Here is a 16574-nt window from a genome sequence, read left to right on the forward strand (position 1 = left end):
CCGATCACCCTACTCCAGTCGGTTTATGGCCGAGTATCAGAACATCCCGTACCGGCCGACACCGTGCCTTCGTTCTTCACGCCCACTTGGTTTTCGTGACGAAGTACCGGCACCTAAAGCCCGGTGCACTGCGATGAGACCCGGTAGCGCGACCAGTTCTCGGCGTCGACGAGCAGCTTCCACACCACTTCGGGCGGCGCCTTCACGTCGATGTCATTGAGGGCGTAGAGCGCCGACGTCTTCGGGTCGTACGGTTCCGGCCACATCACCTTGTCGTACATCGTCCGTCCTTCCGTTCGGGGTGTTCTGGGCGTTCCGGGTGTTCCGTTGGCAGCGGCGCGAGGCGCCGAAGGCGCGTCAACCGGCCTGCTCCTCCCGCTCGGCCGCCACCTTGGCGAGCGCCGCGAGCAGGTTCTCGTGCGTGCGCCAGAAGACCTCGGGGTCCTGCTTCGCCAGTTCGACCCAGAGCGGACCTTGCATCGTCTCCTCGGTCCACAGATGGGTCCCCGTCGGCGTGGGGGTGATGATCCAGGCGTGGTAGGCCCTGGACTCCTCGGACGCCTTGGGGTGGCCGCCCCACGCGATCCGCGTCCGGGGCCGGAACTCCTGTACGGAGGCGAACACGTCCTGGCCGGCCAGGTTGGTCTCGAACCGCGTGCCCAGGCGCAGCGCGTCATGGCCGTCGAGCAGCCGCACCTCCCCCACGCCCGGGTAGAAGGAGGGCCACGTGCGGGGATCGACGAGCAGGGACCAGACCGTTTCCGGAGATGCCTCGACCTCCAGCTCGTTGGTGAAGTGGATGGGGGATCGACTGGGCGTCATGGCCTGCGGCCAGTTGATCGCCTCGAACGTCTCGGACATGGGCCTCTCCCAACGTCGGACCGCTCCCTGGCGGTCGGTTCCGTGATGTACGGCGGGCGACGGTTGCGCACCGCCGGTGTTCCGTTTCGACGGGATTCCGTTCGACGGGGACCGTCACACGATGGGCGGGAGCACGGACGGCGTGTTCCCGCCGGCGGCCACGGAGTCGCGCAGCGCGTCGAGGCCGGCGGCATGCTGGACGATCGGCTCGTATCCGAGGTCGGCCACCGCCCTGTCCGTGCGCAGGGTGCACTGCTGCCCGAGGAACCAGCGGGCGGGGACGGGGACTTGACCGGCCGCGGTCTCGGCGTCCAGGTCGGGTACCGCGACGTCCACGCCGAGGATCGCGAACTGGGCCTCAAGGAACGCGCGGAGGGTGACGCGGTGCCGGTCGGTGACGAAGTAGGCCTGGCCCGGCCGGCCGCGCTGCCATCCGAGCACGAGTCCCTCGACGGCGTTGTCGACGTACGTGACGTCGGTCGTGTGCCGGCCGCCGTCGATCCAGGCGAACCGGCCCGCCTTCGCCGCCGCGGCCAGGCCCTCGACGAGGAAGCTGCCGGGTCCCCAGACGAACCGCGGGCGGATCGACACGGTGGCGAGGCCCGGGGCGTTCGCGTCGAGCACGATCCGCTCGGCCACGGCCTTCGTGGCGCTGTAGGCGGCTGCCGAGTCGGGCCGCAGCGGCGCGGTCTCGTCCACGTCCACGAGCGGGTCGCCGGCCAGCAGCGCGGCTTCGCTGCCGCAGTGGACGAAACGCGGCACCCCCGCGTGGCGAGCGGCGTCGACGGCCGCCCGGGTGCCGCGCACCGTCACCAGTTCGTGGCGGTCGCGGTCGGCGGTGACATCGGTCTCGGCGGCGAGGTGGAACACCACGTCGCTGCCCGCCACGTCCTCCCGCCACGTCAGCGGCTCGGTCAACTCGCCCCGCACGGGCTCCGCGCCCAGCGCCGAGACCTTCGCGGCCGATGCCTCGCTTCGCACCAGGACCCGTACCGCGTGCCCCGCGCCGAGGAGCCGGCGTACGAGTACCTGGCCGATGAACCCGGAACCGCCGGTGACGAACACCTGCGCCATGTCTCTCTCCTTCGCTTCGTGTGAGCCCCTCGCCGGACGTGGCGAGCGGTCCCATGGGTGAGAGCAACCGGGCGGCCTGCGGGCTTCCCTCCACAATCCTCATACTTCGAAGGCTTGCGATAAGATCCATGGATGGCTTCTCTGCGGGCACTGGAGTGCCTCGTCGCCGTCGCGGACTCCGGGTCGATCACACAGGCCGCGCTGCTGCTGCACTCGTCGCAGCCCGCCGTCTCCCATCAGCTCGCTTCGCTGGAACGGGAGACGCGGACGGTCCTGCTGCGCCGCGAGGCCCGCGGGGTCAAGCTCACTTCCGCGGGGCGGGCCGCCGTCGCGGACGCCAGGCGCGCGATCGAGGCGGCCGCGGCCGCGGTGCGGTCGGCGCGCGCGGCCGGTCAGGCAGCCGGCGGCGTCCTGCGCCTGGTCTGCGCGCAGAGCCTGACGGTGCCGCTGCTGGCGGCCGTCATCCGCCAGTGGCGCCGCCGCCACCCGGAGGTGGCGATCACGCTGCGCGAGTCCACGGCGATGGACGAGGCGCTCGGTCTCGTCGAGTCCGACGAGGTCGACGTGGCCGTGCTGACCGCGCCCTCGGCGGGCCGCTTCACGATCACCGCCGTCGCGGAGGAGGAGATCGTGTGGGCGGCGCCCGCCGACCATCCGCTGGCCGGGCGGCCGGCCGTACGCCTCGCGGATCTCGACGGGGTGCCGCTCGTCCACTTCGCCCCGGACAACGGCCTCAGCGGCTGGCTCGACCAGGCCTTCGCCCGCGAGGGGGTCCATCCGGAGACGGTGATGCGCACCTCGGTGACGGCGACGGCGCCGCAGCTCGCGGCCGCCGGGCTGGGGGTCGCGGTGTGCCCCGTGAGCGCGGTCAGCCACGGCTTTCCGGGAGCGGTGCGCTCCTTCTCCCCGCGGTGGGTCCGGCAACTGGTGGCGGTGACGTCCACGCGGCCAGACCCGCTGGCCGCCCGTTTCATCGCCGACCTGCGCGACCACGGCATGAGCGTGCCGCGCGACGTCCGCGACCAACTCGCCGGGCCCCGCCCACCGGACGAGCCGCCCGCGGCGTGACGGAAGCCGGGGCGCGGCAGGACGGGCTGCCGGACGGGCCGCCGTTCACGGAACCCGGGGTCAGATCGCGGGGTGCTGGTCGCGGACCGGGCTGAGGGACTCCAGCAGGGAGGCGGTGTGCAGCACCGTCGACTCGCAGTGCCAGCCCGCCGCCAGCTGCACGCCGATCGGCAGGCCCTCGCCGCTGGTGCCGAACCGCAGGGACAGCGCCGGGAGGCCGGTCAGGTTGAACGGAACGGTCGCCGTCTGGATGTGCGCGGCGTCCACGGAACGGCCGTCGACGGTGAGCCGGGCGGCGCCGTGTCCGTGTGCGGGAACGGGCAGGACCGGGAGCAGGAGGATGTCGTACCGCTGGAAGTACGCGGCGAACGCGTCCCGGAGGCGTTCGACGCCCTGTTCGGCCAGGACGTAGTCGTGCAGGGGCGTGTCGGGGCCGGCGAGCATGTGCTTCGAGACCCTGCCCATCCGGTCCTCGTGGCCTGCGGTGGCCTCCCGGAAGGCCGGTCTGACCTCCATGACGTGCTGTCGGTAGAAGAGGTCGAGCGGGTTGTCCCGCTCCAGGGCCGGGATGTCCACCGCGTCGACCTCGGCCCCCGCGCTCCGCAGCGCTTCGGCGGCGTCCCGCACGGTGGCGGCGACCTCCGGGTCGATCGGGCCGAGCCCGGAGTCGACCAGCCATCCGACACGCACCGGCCGGTCCGGCGACGTGCCCAGGCCGGCGTCGAACTCCCGCGGCACGCTGGCAAGACCGTCGGCGCCGTCCGGCCCGGACAGCAGCGCGTAGGCCAGGGCGAGGTCGCGGACGGTGCGGGCCATCGGGCCCACGTGCCAGTCACGGCGGGGCGCCCGGGGCCAGACCCCGGTCATCGGGATGCGCCCGTGCGTCGGCTTGAGCGCGGCGATGCCGGTGTGCGCGGCCGGCCCGCGCACCGAGATGGCCAGGTCGCTGCCGAGCCCGAGGGGCGACATGCCCGCCGCGATCGCCGCTGACTCGCCGCCGCTCGAACCGCCGGGTGTACGGCCGAGGTTCCAGGGGTTGTTCGTGCGGCCCGTCAGGAGGTTGTCGGACTCGGTCGAGTACGAGAACTCCGGGAGGTTGGTCTTCGCCAGGAGGATCGCACCGGCCCGCTTCAGGCGGGCCACGCTGGTGGCGTCCCGGTCCGGGACGCGGCCCGCGAAGATCGGGGAACCGCGCTGGGTCAGCACTCCGGCGGTGTCGAACGAGTCCTTGGCCGTGAACGGCACACCGTGCAGCGGCCCGACCGCCACGCCGGCCGCCACCGCCGCGTCCGCGGCCTTCGCCGCCTCCAGAGCCCCGTCGGCGAGCGTGACGATGGCGTTGACCTTGGGATCGGCCGCCTCGATGCGGTCGAGGTGCGCCCGCACCACCTCGACGGAGGAGACCTTCCGGTCGCGGATCAGCTCGGCGAGTCCGCTCGCGTCGCGGTGGATGAGCTCGGTGGTCATGGTGACCTCGTTTCTACTAGACCGGTCTACTAGTCCGGCGTACGGGGGGCGGGGAAGGCCCGTCGAAGGGCTCGTCAGATGTGGAGGACTTGGCGGGTGACGGCCATGGCACGGTCCAGCGGGCGCGCACTGCGGTGGATCTTCGCCATCATGCTCGCTCCGATCCACAGGTCGTAGAGCGCCTCGGCCGCCATGCGGGGGCTCTCCTCGACGGACACGGAGCCGTCCGCGACGCCGTCGGCGATCATCCGCTCCAGGCGGTCGACGATCGCGGTGGTCCCGGTCTTCGTCGCCGCCCTCATCGCCTCGGAGAGGTCGGCGACCTCCGCGCCGAGCTTGACGACCAGGCATCCGCCCTGGCAGTCGTCCGCCGCCTGCGTGTCGTGGAACCTCTGCCAGTAGGCCATCAGGCGCTCGGCGGGGCTCCTGCGGCGGTCGGCGGCGATGCCGTCCATGACGGCCAGGTAGTCGTCGAAGTAGCTCTTCATCATCGCCTCGCCGAAGGCGTCCTTCGAAGCGAAGTAGTGGTAGAAGGACCCCTTCGGGACGCCGGCCGCGGCCAGGACCTCATTGATGCCGACCGCGGCGTAGCCCTTCGTGGCCACGATCCGCCGCGCGGTCTCCAGAAGGCTCTGCCCCGTGTCCACCTTGGTACCTGCCATACGGGCACGCTAGCAGCAGATTAGACCAGTCGTCTAGAAATCCGCTCCGCGCAAGGGCAGCGGGCGTGCAGGCATGCAGAAAATCTATCGCAGCGCCTCCTTCTATCGATGGACGGACGGGAAGCACGGCCCCCGCCCCGCCTGTTGGACACCCACGAGGAACGGCGCGCAGCGCGCCGGGCCTGATCCGGCGGAGCCGGACCTGTCGAGGACCACCCGACGCAGAGCCCAGCGCAAGAGCCCGACGCAAGAGCCCGACGCAGAGAAGGAGCGCTCACCATGAGCAGCATCAGCATCATCGGCCTGGGGCAGATGGCCCGGGTGCTCGCCAACCGGGCGCTCGACGGCGCCCACGCCGTCGAGGTCGTCGGCCGGGACGCCGCCAAGGCCGCGGACGTGGCCGCCGCACTGGGCCGCGGCGCCACCGCGGGCACCATGGACGCGGCCCCGGCCGGGGACATCGTCATCCTCGCCGTGCCCGCCGGCAGCGCCGTGCCGGTCGTCAGCCGGTACGGGGACGCGCTGGCCGGCAAGGTCGTCGTCGACATCTCGAACCCCTTCAACTCCGCCGCCACCGGGGTCGTCACGCCCGAGGGCACCTCCGTCGCACAGGAGATCGCGAAGGCCGCTCCGGCGAGCACTCACGTCGTCAAGGCGTTCAACACCGTCTTCGGCGGCGTCCTCGCCCAGGGGCGCCCGGTGGACGTGTTCCTCGCCGGCGACGACGCGCGGGCCAAGGCGCGCACGTCGGCGTTCGTCGAGAGCATCGGGCTGCGCCCGTGGGACACCGGCGACCTGGCGATGGCGCGGTGGCTGGAGGGCGCCGGGGTGCTGATGATGGGCCTGGGGCGCCATGGCGTGGGGGCGTACGACTTCTCCCTGGGCGTCACCACCGCCGGCTGAGCGCGTGGGCGGGCGCGGGCGTCAGCGCGGGTCGGGGGCCGTGGGCGGCAGGGAGGGCTGCGCCAGGCCGGCGAGCAGCAGGTCGATCATGCGGCGGGCCTGGTAGTCGGGGAAGGTGTCGACCCCGATGCACAGGTTGCCGACGGCGAGCATCAGGTCGAAGGCGCGGACGTCCGCGCGGGTGGCGCCGGCGGCGGCGGACGCTCGCAGCAGCTGGTCGAGCACGGGCAGCAGGCGTTCGACGAACTCGTTGTGCAGGTAGTCGAACCCGGTCGGGTCCGAGCGCATGGCCTCGGCCAGGCCGTGTTTGGTGACGAGGAAGTCGGCGAACCGGTGAACCCACAGCCGCAGGGCCTCGTACGGCCCGACCTCCGCGGACGGCGCGTGCGCGTCGGTGGCGAGCGCGTCGACCTGGTGCTTGAAGACCGCGACCACCAGCTCCGAGCGGGTCGGGAAGTGGCGGTAGATCGTGCCCATGCCGAGCCCCGACTCCGCGGCGATCTCCCGCACGGGAGCGTGGACGCCCGCCCGGGCGAACACGGCCGCCGCGGCGTCCAGCAGGGTCTGCTCGTTCCGGCGGACGTCGGACCGCTTGCGGCCGCCCGGGGGCGAGGTGCTGGGCGTGGGCATCGGAGGCATCCTTTCACTTCACTTGCAAAGCGGAGCGACGTTCCATATCGTGATTCGGAGCGGGGCTCCGCATTTCCATCCTGCCAGACGCCTCGCCGCACGGGCACCGCCGTGCCTGCCGAACCTCCGAAAGGCGTCCGCCCCGTGATCGACACCGCGTCCTCCCGCGACACCGGGTTCCCTCTCGCGCCGCCCCGCCGGACCAGCTTCGGCATCATGACCGCTCCCACCCACGTCGCCTACGACGACATCCTGCGGGTGTGGCAGGAAGCGGACGGCATCCCGCAGATCGAGCACGCCTGGCTCTTCGACCACCTCATGCCGATCGGCGGCGACCCGGACGGCCCGGCCCTCGAGGGCTGGACGCTGCTGTCGGCCCTCGCGGCCCGCACCGAGCGGCTGCGGCTCGGGGTGATGGTCACCAGCAACAGGTTCCGGCCGCCGGCCGTGCTGGCCAAGATCGCCGCCACCGTCGACATCGTCTCCGGCGGCCGGCTCGAGTTCGGCATCGGCGCCGGCTCCCGGCCCGACGTGCCCACCGCCCGGCGGGAGTACGCGGCGCACGGCCTCCCCTTCCACGACGCCGCGCACGCCGTCGAAAGCCTCGCCGAGGCGTGCACGGTCATCCGCAGGCTCTGGACCGCGACCGAACCGTTCGACTTCCAGGGCCGCCACCACCGGCTGACCGGCGCGTTCGCCAGTCCCAAACCCGTCCAGCGCCCCCACCCGCCGATCCTGATCGGCGGGAAGGCGACTCGCACCCTGCGCGTGGTGGCCGAGCACGCCGACCTGTGGAACGCGCCCGCCGACAGCATCGAGCAGGCGATCGCCCGCAGCGCCGTACTCGACCGGCTGTGCGCCGAGATCGGCCGCGACCCGGCCGAGATCACCCGGTCCATCGTGCTGCCGGTCTCCTACGACCGGCCCCAGGACACCCGCGCCACCATCCGCGCGGCGGTCGACGGCGGGTTCGGCCACATCGTGCTCGCGCTGTCCGCGCCCTACCCGGCCGGGGTCGCGCGCTGGATCGCCGACACCGTCATCGACCCGCTCGAAGCCGCCTACGCCGTAAGCCCTCCCGGCCGCACGCGCTGACGGCCCGTTGACGCACCCCGCCCCGATCCCCGACACCACCCCCGCAACCGAGGAACCGCCGATGACGACGAACCACCCGCCCCTCGACCCGGAACTCGGCGCCGTCCTGGCGCTGGTCCACCAGCAGCTCTCCCCGACCGTCACCGCCCAGGACATCGGCGCCCTGCGGGCCGGGCTCTTCGCCGCCCCGGGCGAGGACCTGACCCGCGGCGGCACCGTCGAGGTGCGAGACCTCGCCGTCCCCGGCCCCGACGGCGCCCCCGAGGTCCCGCTGCTCGTCCTGCGGCCCGCCGGTCTGGCGGCGGGAGCACCCGTCATCTACTACCTGCACGGCGGCGGCATGATCATCGGCGACCAGCGCACCGGGGTCGGCACCGTCCTCGACTGGGCCGTCGCCAACGGCGCCGTGGTGGTGTCCGCCGGCTACCGCCTCGCACCGGAACACCCGGACCCCGCACCCGTCGAGGACTGCTACGCGGGGCTGCTGTGGGTGCACGAACACGCCGGGCGGATAGGCGGCGACCGGGACCGTGTCGTGCTCGCCGGAACGAGCGCCGGCGGCGGACTCGCGGCCGGCGTCGCACTCCTGGCCCGCGACCGGGGCGGCCCCCGGCCGCTCGCCCAGGTGCTGATGTGCCCGATGCTCGACGACCGCTTCGTCACACCGAGCAGCCGGGAACTCGACGGCGAGGGCATCTGGGACCGCACCAGCAACACGACCGGGTGGCACGCCCTGCTCGGCGAACGCCGGGGCACCGACGACGTCAGCATCTACGCGGCACCGGCCCGGGCCACCGACCTTGCCGGCCTGCCCACCGCCTTCATCGACGTCGGCTCGGTGGAGACCTTCCGCGACGAGGCCATCGACTACGCCGCCCGGCTGCTCCAGGCCGGCGTCCAGTGCGAACTGCACGTCTGGCCGGGCGGCTTCCACGGCTTCGACGCCATGGCCCCGCACGCCGCGCTCTCGCGCACCGCTTCGACGACCCGGGCCGCCTGGGTCCAGCGGCTGCTGGCCGCGGGCTGACACCAGAAGTTTCCGGCCCGGCGGTCCGCTTGACCTCGATCCTTTCGCCGGCGCCCGGCCCTGACAAAAAAGTAAGCTCTTACGTCCGATCGGGAAAAGGCATAGCTTTGCGGAAGTCGGCGATTCCGCCGCACCGATGTGCACCTTTACGCGAATACCCGCGTCCGTGCACGTCCCCACCCGCGCCTTTCCCGAATGATCGGAATTCCGTGATGCCGAGCCCCGAATCCGACGCCCTCCGCGCCGCACTCCAGTCGATGGCCGACCGTATGCGCGACCGGCCCGACATGGATCTGCCGACGCTGCGCGACATGATGGACGAACTACAGGCGCAGTCCGCGGAGCCCACCGGCGTGACGTACGAGGAGGTCGAGGCCGGGGGGCGGCCGGCGCTGTGGTGCACACCGCTCGGCTCGGCGACCGACCGCGTCATCCTCTTCCTCCACGGCGGCGCTTTCGTCGCGAACTCGAAAGACACCCATCGCAAATTCGCCGCCCATCTCGCGAAAGCGACCGGTTGCCGTGCCCTGGTGATCGATTACCGGCTGGCGCCGGAGCATCCCTTTCCGGCCCAACTCGAGGACGCGGTGGCGGTCTACCGCGATCTCCTGCGCACCGGCGTCGAACCCGGCCGTATCGCCGTCGCGGGCGATTCCGGCGGCGGCGGGCTAGCGACCTCGACCGTCCTGAAACTGCGCGACGACCACGACCCGCTGCCCGCGGGGATCGTGGCGGTCTCCCCCTGGTACGACATGGAAGCCACCGGTGAGACCTTCGACACCAACGCCGCGCACGACGTCTTCGCCAGCCGGCCGACCACGCTCGCGCTCGCCGCGATGTTCCTCGGCGAGCACGGCTCCCCCACCGACCCGCTGGCCAATCCCCTGTACGCGGACGCCACCGGACTGCCACCCGTCTATCTGACCTGCGGCGGGTACGAGACGATGCGGGCCGACGCCGAACGCTTCGCGCGCCTGGCCACGCACGCGGGCGTCGACGTCACCCTCGAAGTGGGCGAAGGGATGCAGCACATCTACCCGTTGATGGCGGGCCGGGCCCCCGAGGCCGACCGGACCGTCGCGAACATCGCGCGCTGGCTGCGTCCCAAGCTGGGGCTTTCCCGTCAGGGCGCTTCCGCGTCGTAACGCTCCCGCGCCTGCACCATGGGGCCGATGTGGTCGTCGACCCAGCGCACCAGGGTGTGCAGCCGCACAGTCAGGTCCGCGCCGAGCGCGGTCAGGCTGTATGTGACCTGGGGCGGCACGGTCGGCGCCACGGAGCGTTCGACCAGTCCGGCGCGCACCAGGACCTTGAGGTTCTGCGACAGCATCTTCTCGCTGATACCGGCGACCTCGGCGGTCAGTTCGGAGAACCGGCGCGGCCCGTCGAACAGGGCGTCGAAGATCAGCACCGCCCACCGGTTGGTGACCCGGTCGAACACCGCTCGCGGACACTGCTGGTCCAGCACGCCGACCGCGAGCGGCGTCCCCGCGGCTCGCACCTGGGACACACCTTCCACCGGTTCCATACCCGCACAACCCGCGGTCGGCCCCGGCCTATTCCGGACGGACGGCGGAGGCGAGCCGGGTCTCGGCGATCCGCCGGGCGGCCTGCTGCGGGGTCACGCCGGTCGAACGGGCCAGGTCCAGCACGTGGCTGACGGTGTCGCCGATGCGCTCCACCCGCTGCTGGGCGGCTTCGTGGCCGTAGTGCTCCGATTCCCGGCTCAGCGCGTAGACGATGCCCCCGGCGCCGGCCACGTAGTCCGGGACCCAGACCACGCCGTGCGCGGCGAGGGCGTCGGCGACGGACTCCTCGGTGAGCTGGTTGTTGGCCGGGCCGACGACCAGGGGTGCGGTCAGCCTGGGCACGGTCGCCGCACTGAGGACGCCGCCGACGGCCGCGGGGACGAAGATGTCGGCGGGCGCGGACAGCGCCTCATCGGGCTCGACCCATCCGTACCCGTACGCCAGGGCGGTGTCCTTGCGGGACCGGTCCACGTCCGACACCAGGACGCGGGCGCCCTCGGCGGCCAGGCCCGCCGCGATGCCGCCGCCGACCGACCCGAACCCGCTGATGACCACCGTCCGGCCGGCGCTGGAGGCGCTGCCGAACACGTGCCGGGCGCCCGCGCGGAGGGCGGCCAGGACGCCGGTGGCGGTGGGACCGCCGGAATCGCCGGTGCCGCCGTGTTCGCCTGGCGCGCAGTAGGCGTACGGCGAGAAGCGCTTCAGGACCACCATGTCGTCCGGGCCGGTGCCGATGTCGGGGCCGGTCCGGTACGACCCCTCCATGGCGGCGATCAGCTCGCCCAGGTCCTCGAGCGCGGCCTCGCGCAGCCGCTCGGTGAGTTCGGTGTCCCGGCCGAGGGCGATCACGCTCTTGCCGCCGCCGAAGTCCAGACCGGCCACCGCGGCCTTGTACGTCATGGCCTCCGACAGGCGCAGCGCGTCGGCCAGCCCGTCCTGCCACGTGTCGTAGCGGCGCAGCCGGCACCCGCCGACCGCCGGGCCCAGCGCCCGGGAGTGGACAGCGACGACCAGCGGCAGCCCCGAGCGGCTGCCACGACGGACAAGGACCTCTTCATGTGCGAACGCGTGGCTCATGCGCCTGAAGCTAGAGTGACGCTCGGACGAACTGGCGCTATGCCGAACGAAATTCGGACGGCGGCCGTGGAGGGTGGTCATGGACGACATTGATTCGGCGATCGTGCGCCATCTACAGGTGGACGGTCGGCTCTCCAACCGCGCGCTCGCGGAGAAGCTCGGCATCGCACCGTCCACCTGCCTGGAGCGCACCCGGCTGCTGCACAAGCGCGGCGTCATCGAGGGGTACCGGGCCCAGGTCTCCCTGCGCGCGCTCAACCGCCCGGTCCAGGCCATGGTGTCCACGCAGGTCCGGCCGCTGCGCCGGGACGTGGTCGCCGCCTTCGAGCAGTCGGTGACCCGGTTGCCGGAGGTCGTCTCGGTCTACACGATGGCCGGCAGCGACGACTTCCTCGTCCATGTCACGGCCCAGGACATCGACCACCTGCACGCCTTCCTGCTGGACCAGTTCACCAACCGCCGCGAGATCGTCGGCTTCCGCACCTCGATCATCTACCAGCACCTCACCAACCCGGTGCTCGAGCCGCTGCCCCCCGCACCGGAACAACGCGCCTGAACATCCCGCCTGACACATCCCGCCTGAACATCGGGCACGCAGGTCAGTAGCCGAGACGTTTCTGCCGCTTCTTCTCCGCCCGGTCCCGGGCCCGCTGCTCCTCCCGGGCCCGCCACTCCGCCTCGACCTCGCGCCGGGTGTCCTCGCTGTCGCGCACCAGCTCCGCGACGCTGAACCGGCACAGGACGTGCCAGTCGGTGGCGTACTCGCTGGGCACGTCGCTGCCGACCAGCAGGAAGCCGTCGGCCGAGCGGAACAGCCGGGTGCGGGGCGGATGCCGCAGCTGGCGCGGCTGGAAGGTGGTGGCGTGGCCCTCCAGCCGGGCGAGGGCCTCCTCGCGGGTGCCGGTGAACACCTCCAGCACGGTGTTGTGCACGAAGCCGTAGCGCCCGCCCTTGGCCTCCTCGACGATCAGACCCCACCGTGTCGCCATCGACGTCGACTCCCCCCCGGAATCCGGAACGCGGCACCCGACGGGTACCGCGTTCCGCTGTCGTCCGCCGCTCCGCTGCCGGAGCCGCTGCCGGTCCGGCCTCAGCCGGTTCCCTCACGACGGTGCTTGCCGTGCGGCGCCGCCGCTTCGCCGTCCTCCGCCGAGGCCTCGCCCCGGTGCCGGCCGGCCACGTCCTCGTCCGCTCCCTGGTGCGCGTGGTCGCGCGCCTGATCGGCCCTGGTCGTGTTCGCCATCTTTCTGCTCTCCCCCTGTACCCACCTGACTACATGCTCACGCGCGGGCGTTCACCCTCGGTGACGCGGGCGAGTCTACCGAGGATCATGCCGCCGCCGGGGCAGGGGGCCTGCTGTGTCAGCGGCGCGTTCTGGAGCGGGAGCACCGCGAGCGTGCGGCGCGCCGGGGGCAGCGCGCGGGCCCGCACCACCCGCGGCGCGGGCAGTGCGCGCGGCGCCGGGGCGACCTGCGGCGGCGGGTCGTACGGGTGCAGGGCGGCGGGCGTCGGCAGGTGCAGCGGGGAGCGCGGCAGCCAGCGGGCGGCCGGGCCGAGCCAGTCCGCGGGCGCACGGCGCCAGTGCAGCCGGCGCTCGCCCGGCCGCCACAGCGCGAGCGAGGACCGCCCGCCGGGCACCGCCGAACGGAAGGCGACCACGCACGCCTCCGGGGCGAGGCTCTGCCCGGGCTGCGCGGCGACGGGCGAGAGCAGCGCACCGGCCACCCGCAGGGTGTCGGGGAAGCGCACCGGGTGGCGGCTGCCGAGCACGCCCCAGCCGAGCCGGGGCTCGCCGGTGGCGTCGCTGCGGACGATCAGCAGCCCGCTGTCCGGCTCGGCGAGCAGCAGCCGGTCGTCGCTGTCCTCGGTGAGCTGGAGCAGCGGGTTGACCTGGCCGGCGAACAGGTCGACCGCCACGGTCTTGGTCCGCCCGTCCAGTTCGCGGTCCAGGGCGAGCAGCCGCCCGGTGCGGTCCAACCAGGCGCCGCCGGTGCAGCGGCCGGGCAGCGTCAGCAGGTGCACCGGGCCGCCCCCGCTGCCGCCGCCCGCGTCGCACAGCTGCCACAGCGAGGTGACGCCGCCGCCGGCGTCGTAGCAGGTGGCGAAGGCGCCGAACGGGGCCGGCGGGAGCAGCCGCACGTCGGTGCCGGTGAGCGCGCCGATCTCCTGGCTGCCGGTGCCGGTGCCGGACGGGTAGAGCAGGGACAGGTCGTGGCGGGTCCCGGTGGGGGCGGCGTCGGCGGCGGTGCCGGCCGCCGTACCGCGCCGTACGAGCACGCGGCCGTCGGGGAGGGGGAGCACCTGTGTGCCTGGCTCCTCCGGGCGCGGACCGGGCAGCGCCACCGCGTAGGGCTCGGGTCCGTCCAGCGACCAGCGCTCGACGTACCAGCCGCCGCCCCCCTCGCCCTCCTCGCTCGGCACGGTCGCCGCCGCGAGGCAGGCCGCGTAGGCCCCGTCGGCGCTGATCGTGAAGCCGCTACGGTGCCGGGCCGCCGGTTCCGCGGCGGGCGCCCGCTCCGGCGGGGTCGGGTCCGAAAGCTGGCGGGTACCGGTCGTGTCGAGGGTCATGTGGGTTCTCCACCTCCAGCTCAGGACGGTAGTTTTCGTACTTCACGACGATCAACGCGAGCCGGGACAGTTCACACGTAAGGGTGTCGCCCCGTGCGAACCGACGCTGTCACCCGAGCCGTTGTGCTGCGTCGGCCGCTCGCATCCCGGCCGGCCGGCGCGGCGGGTAACCTTCGTAACGTGCCCGCACCCTCTCTTGCCGACGTGCTCGCCGCTCTGGACGCCCTCTGGCCGCCGGAGCTGGCCGAGTCCTGGGACGCCGTCGGCCTCGTCTGCGGCGACCCGTCCGCGACGGTCGGCCGGGTGCTGTTCGCCGTCGACCCGGTCCAGGAGGTCGTCGACGAGGCGGTCCGGCTCGGCGCGGACCTGCTCGTCACCCACCACCCGCTCTACCTGCGCGGCACCACCACCGTCGCGCCGGTCGGCCCGGCCGGCTTCAAGGGCCGGGTGGTGCACGACCTGATCCGCGGCGGCGTGGCCCTGCTGGTGGCGCACACCAACGCCGACCGGGCCGACCCCGGGGTCTCCGACGCGCTCGCCGCGGCCGTGGACCTGCGCGTCACCGGCCCGCTCGTGCCCGACCCGGCCGACCCCGCCGGCCGCCGGGGCCTGGGCCGGCTGTGCGCGCTCGACGTGCCGATGCGGCTGGCTGACTTCGCGGCGCGGGCCGCGCGCGGCCTGCCGGACACCGCCACCGGGCTGCGGGTCGCCGGAGACCCGGACACCCTGGTCCGCACGGTCGCGGTCTGCGGCGGCTCCGGCGACAGCCTCTTCGCCGAGGTCCGCGCGGCCGGGGTGGACGCCTTCCTCACCGCCGACCTGCGGCACCACCCCGCCTCCGAGGCCCGGCAGGCCGGGCCGCCCGCCCTGGTGGACGCCGCGCACTGGGCCACCGAGTGGCCGTGGTGCGAGCAGGCCGCCGGCCAGCTCGACGAGATCTCCGACCGGCACGGCTGGAATCTGCGGACCCATGTCTCGCGGGCGGTCACCGACCCCTGGACGCTCCACGCGCCTTCCACCACGCCGGACTCCGCCGCCATGACGGACCCGTCCGCCGCGCCGGACCCCTCGGACGTGACCGGGCCGCCCGGCCCGACCAGCTCGTCGCCGAACCCGAATTCCCCTTCCAGCAGCACAGGAGCCCCCCGCTGAACGCCGCGCCCGCCGACCAGATCCGACTTCTCGAAGTCCAGGCCCTCGATGCGCGTATCGCGCAGCTCGACCACAAGCGCCGCAACCTCCCCGAGCACGCCGAGCTGGAGCGGCTGGGCGCCGACCTCGCCCAGCTGCGCGACCTGCTCGTCGCCGCCCGGACCGAGGAGAGCGACACCGCCCGCGAGCAGACCAAGGCGGAGCAGGACGTCGACCAGGTGCGGCAGCGCGCGGTCCGCGACCAGCAGCGGCTGGACTCCGGGGCGGTCACCTCCCCGAAGGACCTGGAGAACCTCCAGCGCGAGATCGCCTCGCTCGCCAAGCGCCAGTCCGACCTGGAGGACGTCGTCCTGGAGGTGATGGAGCGCCGCGAGAACGCGCAGGAGCGCGGCGCCGAACTCGCCGACCGGGTCGCGGCCTTGGAGGCCAAGGTGGCCGAGGCCGAGCAGCGCAAGAACGCCGAGCTGGAGGGCATCGACGCCGAGGGCTTCACCGTCGCCAAGGAGCGCGAGGTGCTCGCCGACGCCGTCCCCGGCGACCTGCTGGGGCTCTACGACAAGCTGCGCGCCCAGCAGGGCGGCATCGGCGCCGCCCGGCTCTACCAGAAGCGCTGCGAGGGCTGCCGGCTGGAGCTGAACATCACCGAGCTGAACGAAGTGCGGGCCGCTCCGGCCGACGCCGTGGTGCGCTGCGAGAACTGCCGCCGGATTCTGGTGCGTACGGCCGACTCCGGGCTGTAGGGCGGTGGCCGCGACGGGGCAGGGGGCGCCCGATCTGGGCACCCCGACCACGTTCGTGCTGCTGCGGCACGGGGAGACACCGCTCACCGGGCAGCAGCGGTTCTCCGGCAGCGGCGGGACCGATCCGGGCCTGTCGGCGCGGGGACGGGCCCAGGCGGAGCTGGCCGCACGGGAGTTGGGCACGCAGGTCCTGGCCGCGAAGGAGCCGGGCGCTCAGGAGCCGGGCGGCCCTGGCGCCGTGCACGCCGTGGTCAGCTCGCCGCTCGCCCGCTGCCGGCAGACCGCCGCCGCGGTCGCGGACCGGCTCGGCCTGGACGTCACCGTCGAGGAGGGCCTGCGCGAGACGGACTTCGGCGCTTGGGACGGCCTGACGTTCGCCGAGGCGCGGCAGCGCGACCCGGAGACGATGACCGCGTGGCTCGGCGATCCGGCCGCCGCCCCGCCCGGCGGGGAGAGCTTCGCCCGGGTCGCGGAGCGGGTGGCGGCCGCCCGGGAGGCGCTGCTCGCCGCGCACCGCGGCCGGACGGTCCTGCTGGTCAGCCATGTCACGCCGATCAAGACGCTGATCCGGCTGGCCCTCGGCGCCCCGCCCGAGGCGCTCTTCCGGATGCGGCTGGACCCGGCCGCCCTGAGCGCGGTGGACCACTACGCCGACGGCAACACGTCCGTGCGGTACGTCAACGCGACCGCGCACCTGCGGGAGCTGCCCGGCCGCGGGTGA

Annotated in this window: 18 protein-coding genes and 2 pseudogenes; 9 read left to right on the forward strand and 11 right to left on the reverse strand. The window is 73.4% G+C overall.

Features of this window, described 5'->3' with window-relative positions:
• Positions 1-113: 113 nt before the first annotated feature.
• The 3 genes from AC3EVP_RS04550 to AC3EVP_RS04560 form a co-directional block, all read right to left on the reverse strand.
• A complete protein-coding gene (locus tag AC3EVP_RS04550) occupies positions 114-281 on the reverse strand; it encodes a hypothetical protein (protein WP_435126307.1) in 168 nt (55 codons plus the stop codon).
• Between the two features lie 76 nt (positions 282-357).
• The gene (locus AC3EVP_RS04555; protein ID WP_435126310.1) at positions 358-861 is read right to left on the reverse strand and encodes an SRPBCC domain-containing protein; all 504 of its coding nucleotides are present in this window, start codon (positions 859-861) and stop codon (positions 358-360) included.
• 114 nt (positions 862-975) lie between these two features.
• A complete protein-coding gene (locus AC3EVP_RS04560; protein WP_435126313.1) occupies positions 976-1935 on the reverse strand; it encodes an NAD-dependent epimerase/dehydratase family protein in 960 nt (319 codons plus the stop codon).
• A gap of 132 nt (positions 1936-2067) precedes the next feature.
• Here AC3EVP_RS04560 and AC3EVP_RS04565 point away from each other — a divergent pair, with 132 nt between their 5' ends.
• Complete coding sequence (locus tag AC3EVP_RS04565) at positions 2068-3003, forward strand: LysR family transcriptional regulator (RefSeq protein ID WP_435126316.1); 936 nt, start codon at positions 2068-2070, stop codon at positions 3001-3003.
• A gap of 60 nt (positions 3004-3063) precedes the next feature.
• Here the strand turns inward: AC3EVP_RS04565 and AC3EVP_RS04570 are convergent, their stop codons facing one another.
• Entirely contained in the window at positions 3064-4470 is a 1407-nt protein-coding gene (locus AC3EVP_RS04570; protein WP_435126319.1) for an amidase, read from the reverse strand.
• Positions 4471-4544: 74 nt separating this feature from the next.
• A complete protein-coding gene (locus tag AC3EVP_RS04575) occupies positions 4545-5132 on the reverse strand; it encodes a TetR/AcrR family transcriptional regulator (protein ID WP_335981170.1) in 588 nt (195 codons plus the stop codon).
• Between the two features lie 264 nt (positions 5133-5396).
• On the opposite strand from AC3EVP_RS04575, the pseudogene AC3EVP_RS04580 reads away from it, so the two are divergent.
• Positions 5397-6035, forward strand: a pseudogene (locus AC3EVP_RS04580) (NADPH-dependent F420 reductase); the annotation flags it as partial.
• A 21-nt stretch (positions 6036-6056) separates the two neighbouring features.
• On the opposite strand, the gene AC3EVP_RS04585 reads toward AC3EVP_RS04580, so the two are convergent.
• Complete coding sequence (locus AC3EVP_RS04585) at positions 6057-6665, reverse strand: TetR/AcrR family transcriptional regulator (RefSeq protein ID WP_435126323.1); 609 nt, start codon at positions 6663-6665, stop codon at positions 6057-6059.
• 216 nt (positions 6666-6881) lie between these two features.
• Here AC3EVP_RS04585 and AC3EVP_RS04590 point away from each other — a divergent pair, with 216 nt between their 5' ends.
• From AC3EVP_RS04590 to AC3EVP_RS04600, 3 genes are all read left to right on the forward strand, one after another.
• Entirely contained in the window at positions 6882-7760 is an 879-nt protein-coding gene (locus tag AC3EVP_RS04590; RefSeq protein WP_435126326.1) for an LLM class flavin-dependent oxidoreductase, read from the forward strand.
• A 61-nt stretch (positions 7761-7821) separates the two neighbouring features.
• Positions 7822-8787 carry an alpha/beta hydrolase gene (locus tag AC3EVP_RS04595; protein WP_335981167.1) on the forward strand — a complete coding sequence of 322 codons (966 nt, stop codon included), beginning with the start codon at positions 7822-7824 and terminating at the stop codon, positions 8785-8787.
• Between the two features lie 212 nt (positions 8788-8999).
• The gene (locus AC3EVP_RS04600) at positions 9000-9932 is read left to right on the forward strand and encodes an alpha/beta hydrolase (protein WP_435126330.1); all 933 of its coding nucleotides are present in this window, start codon (positions 9000-9002) and stop codon (positions 9930-9932) included.
• Here the strand turns inward: AC3EVP_RS04600 and AC3EVP_RS04605 are convergent.
• Both AC3EVP_RS04605 and AC3EVP_RS04610 read right to left on the reverse strand, forming a co-directional pair.
• A complete protein-coding gene (locus AC3EVP_RS04605) occupies positions 9911-10288 on the reverse strand; it encodes a winged helix-turn-helix transcriptional regulator (protein ID WP_335981165.1) in 378 nt (125 codons plus the stop codon). The genes AC3EVP_RS04600 and AC3EVP_RS04605 overlap by 22 nt on opposite strands.
• 55 nt (positions 10289-10343) lie before the next feature.
• Complete coding sequence (locus tag AC3EVP_RS04610; RefSeq protein WP_435126334.1) at positions 10344-11393, reverse strand: Glu/Leu/Phe/Val dehydrogenase dimerization domain-containing protein; 1050 nt, start codon at positions 11391-11393, stop codon at positions 10344-10346.
• 79 nt (positions 11394-11472) lie between these two features.
• On the opposite strand from AC3EVP_RS04610, the gene AC3EVP_RS04615 reads away from it, so the two are divergent.
• Positions 11473-11949, forward strand: a complete 477-nt coding sequence (locus tag AC3EVP_RS04615; protein WP_335981163.1) for an Lrp/AsnC family transcriptional regulator — start codon at positions 11473-11475, stop codon at positions 11947-11949.
• Positions 11950-11992: 43 nt separating this feature from the next.
• On the opposite strand, the gene AC3EVP_RS04620 is transcribed toward AC3EVP_RS04615, so the two are convergent.
• The 3 genes from AC3EVP_RS04620 to AC3EVP_RS04630 form a co-directional block, all read right to left on the reverse strand.
• Entirely contained in the window at positions 11993-12382 is a 390-nt protein-coding gene (locus AC3EVP_RS04620) for a hypothetical protein (RefSeq protein WP_435126339.1), read from the reverse strand.
• A 101-nt stretch (positions 12383-12483) separates the two neighbouring features.
• Complete coding sequence (locus AC3EVP_RS04625; protein WP_335981161.1) at positions 12484-12636, reverse strand: hypothetical protein; 153 nt, start codon at positions 12634-12636, stop codon at positions 12484-12486.
• Between the two features lie 29 nt (positions 12637-12665).
• On the reverse strand, positions 12666-13961 hold the full coding sequence (locus AC3EVP_RS04630) for a hypothetical protein (RefSeq protein ID WP_435126343.1): 1296 nt from the start codon (positions 13959-13961) through the stop codon (positions 12666-12668).
• A gap of 180 nt (positions 13962-14141) precedes the next feature.
• Here AC3EVP_RS04630 and AC3EVP_RS04635 point away from each other — a divergent pair, with 180 nt between their 5' ends.
• From AC3EVP_RS04635 to AC3EVP_RS04645, 3 genes and pseudogenes are all read left to right on the forward strand, one after another.
• Entirely contained in the window at positions 14142-15113 is a 972-nt protein-coding gene (locus AC3EVP_RS04635; protein ID WP_435126346.1) for a Nif3-like dinuclear metal center hexameric protein, read from the forward strand.
• Positions 15110-15853 (forward strand): zinc ribbon domain-containing protein, encoded by a 744-nt coding sequence (locus tag AC3EVP_RS04640; RefSeq protein WP_435126794.1) that lies wholly within the window; start codon positions 15110-15112, stop codon positions 15851-15853. The genes AC3EVP_RS04635 and AC3EVP_RS04640 overlap by 4 nt, the downstream gene beginning before the upstream one ends.
• Positions 15843-16574 (forward strand): annotated as a pseudogene (locus tag AC3EVP_RS04645) (histidine phosphatase family protein); the annotation flags it as partial. The gene AC3EVP_RS04640 and the pseudogene AC3EVP_RS04645, both read left to right, overlap by 11 nt.

Source organism: Actinacidiphila sp. bgisy144 (assembly GCF_057708105.1).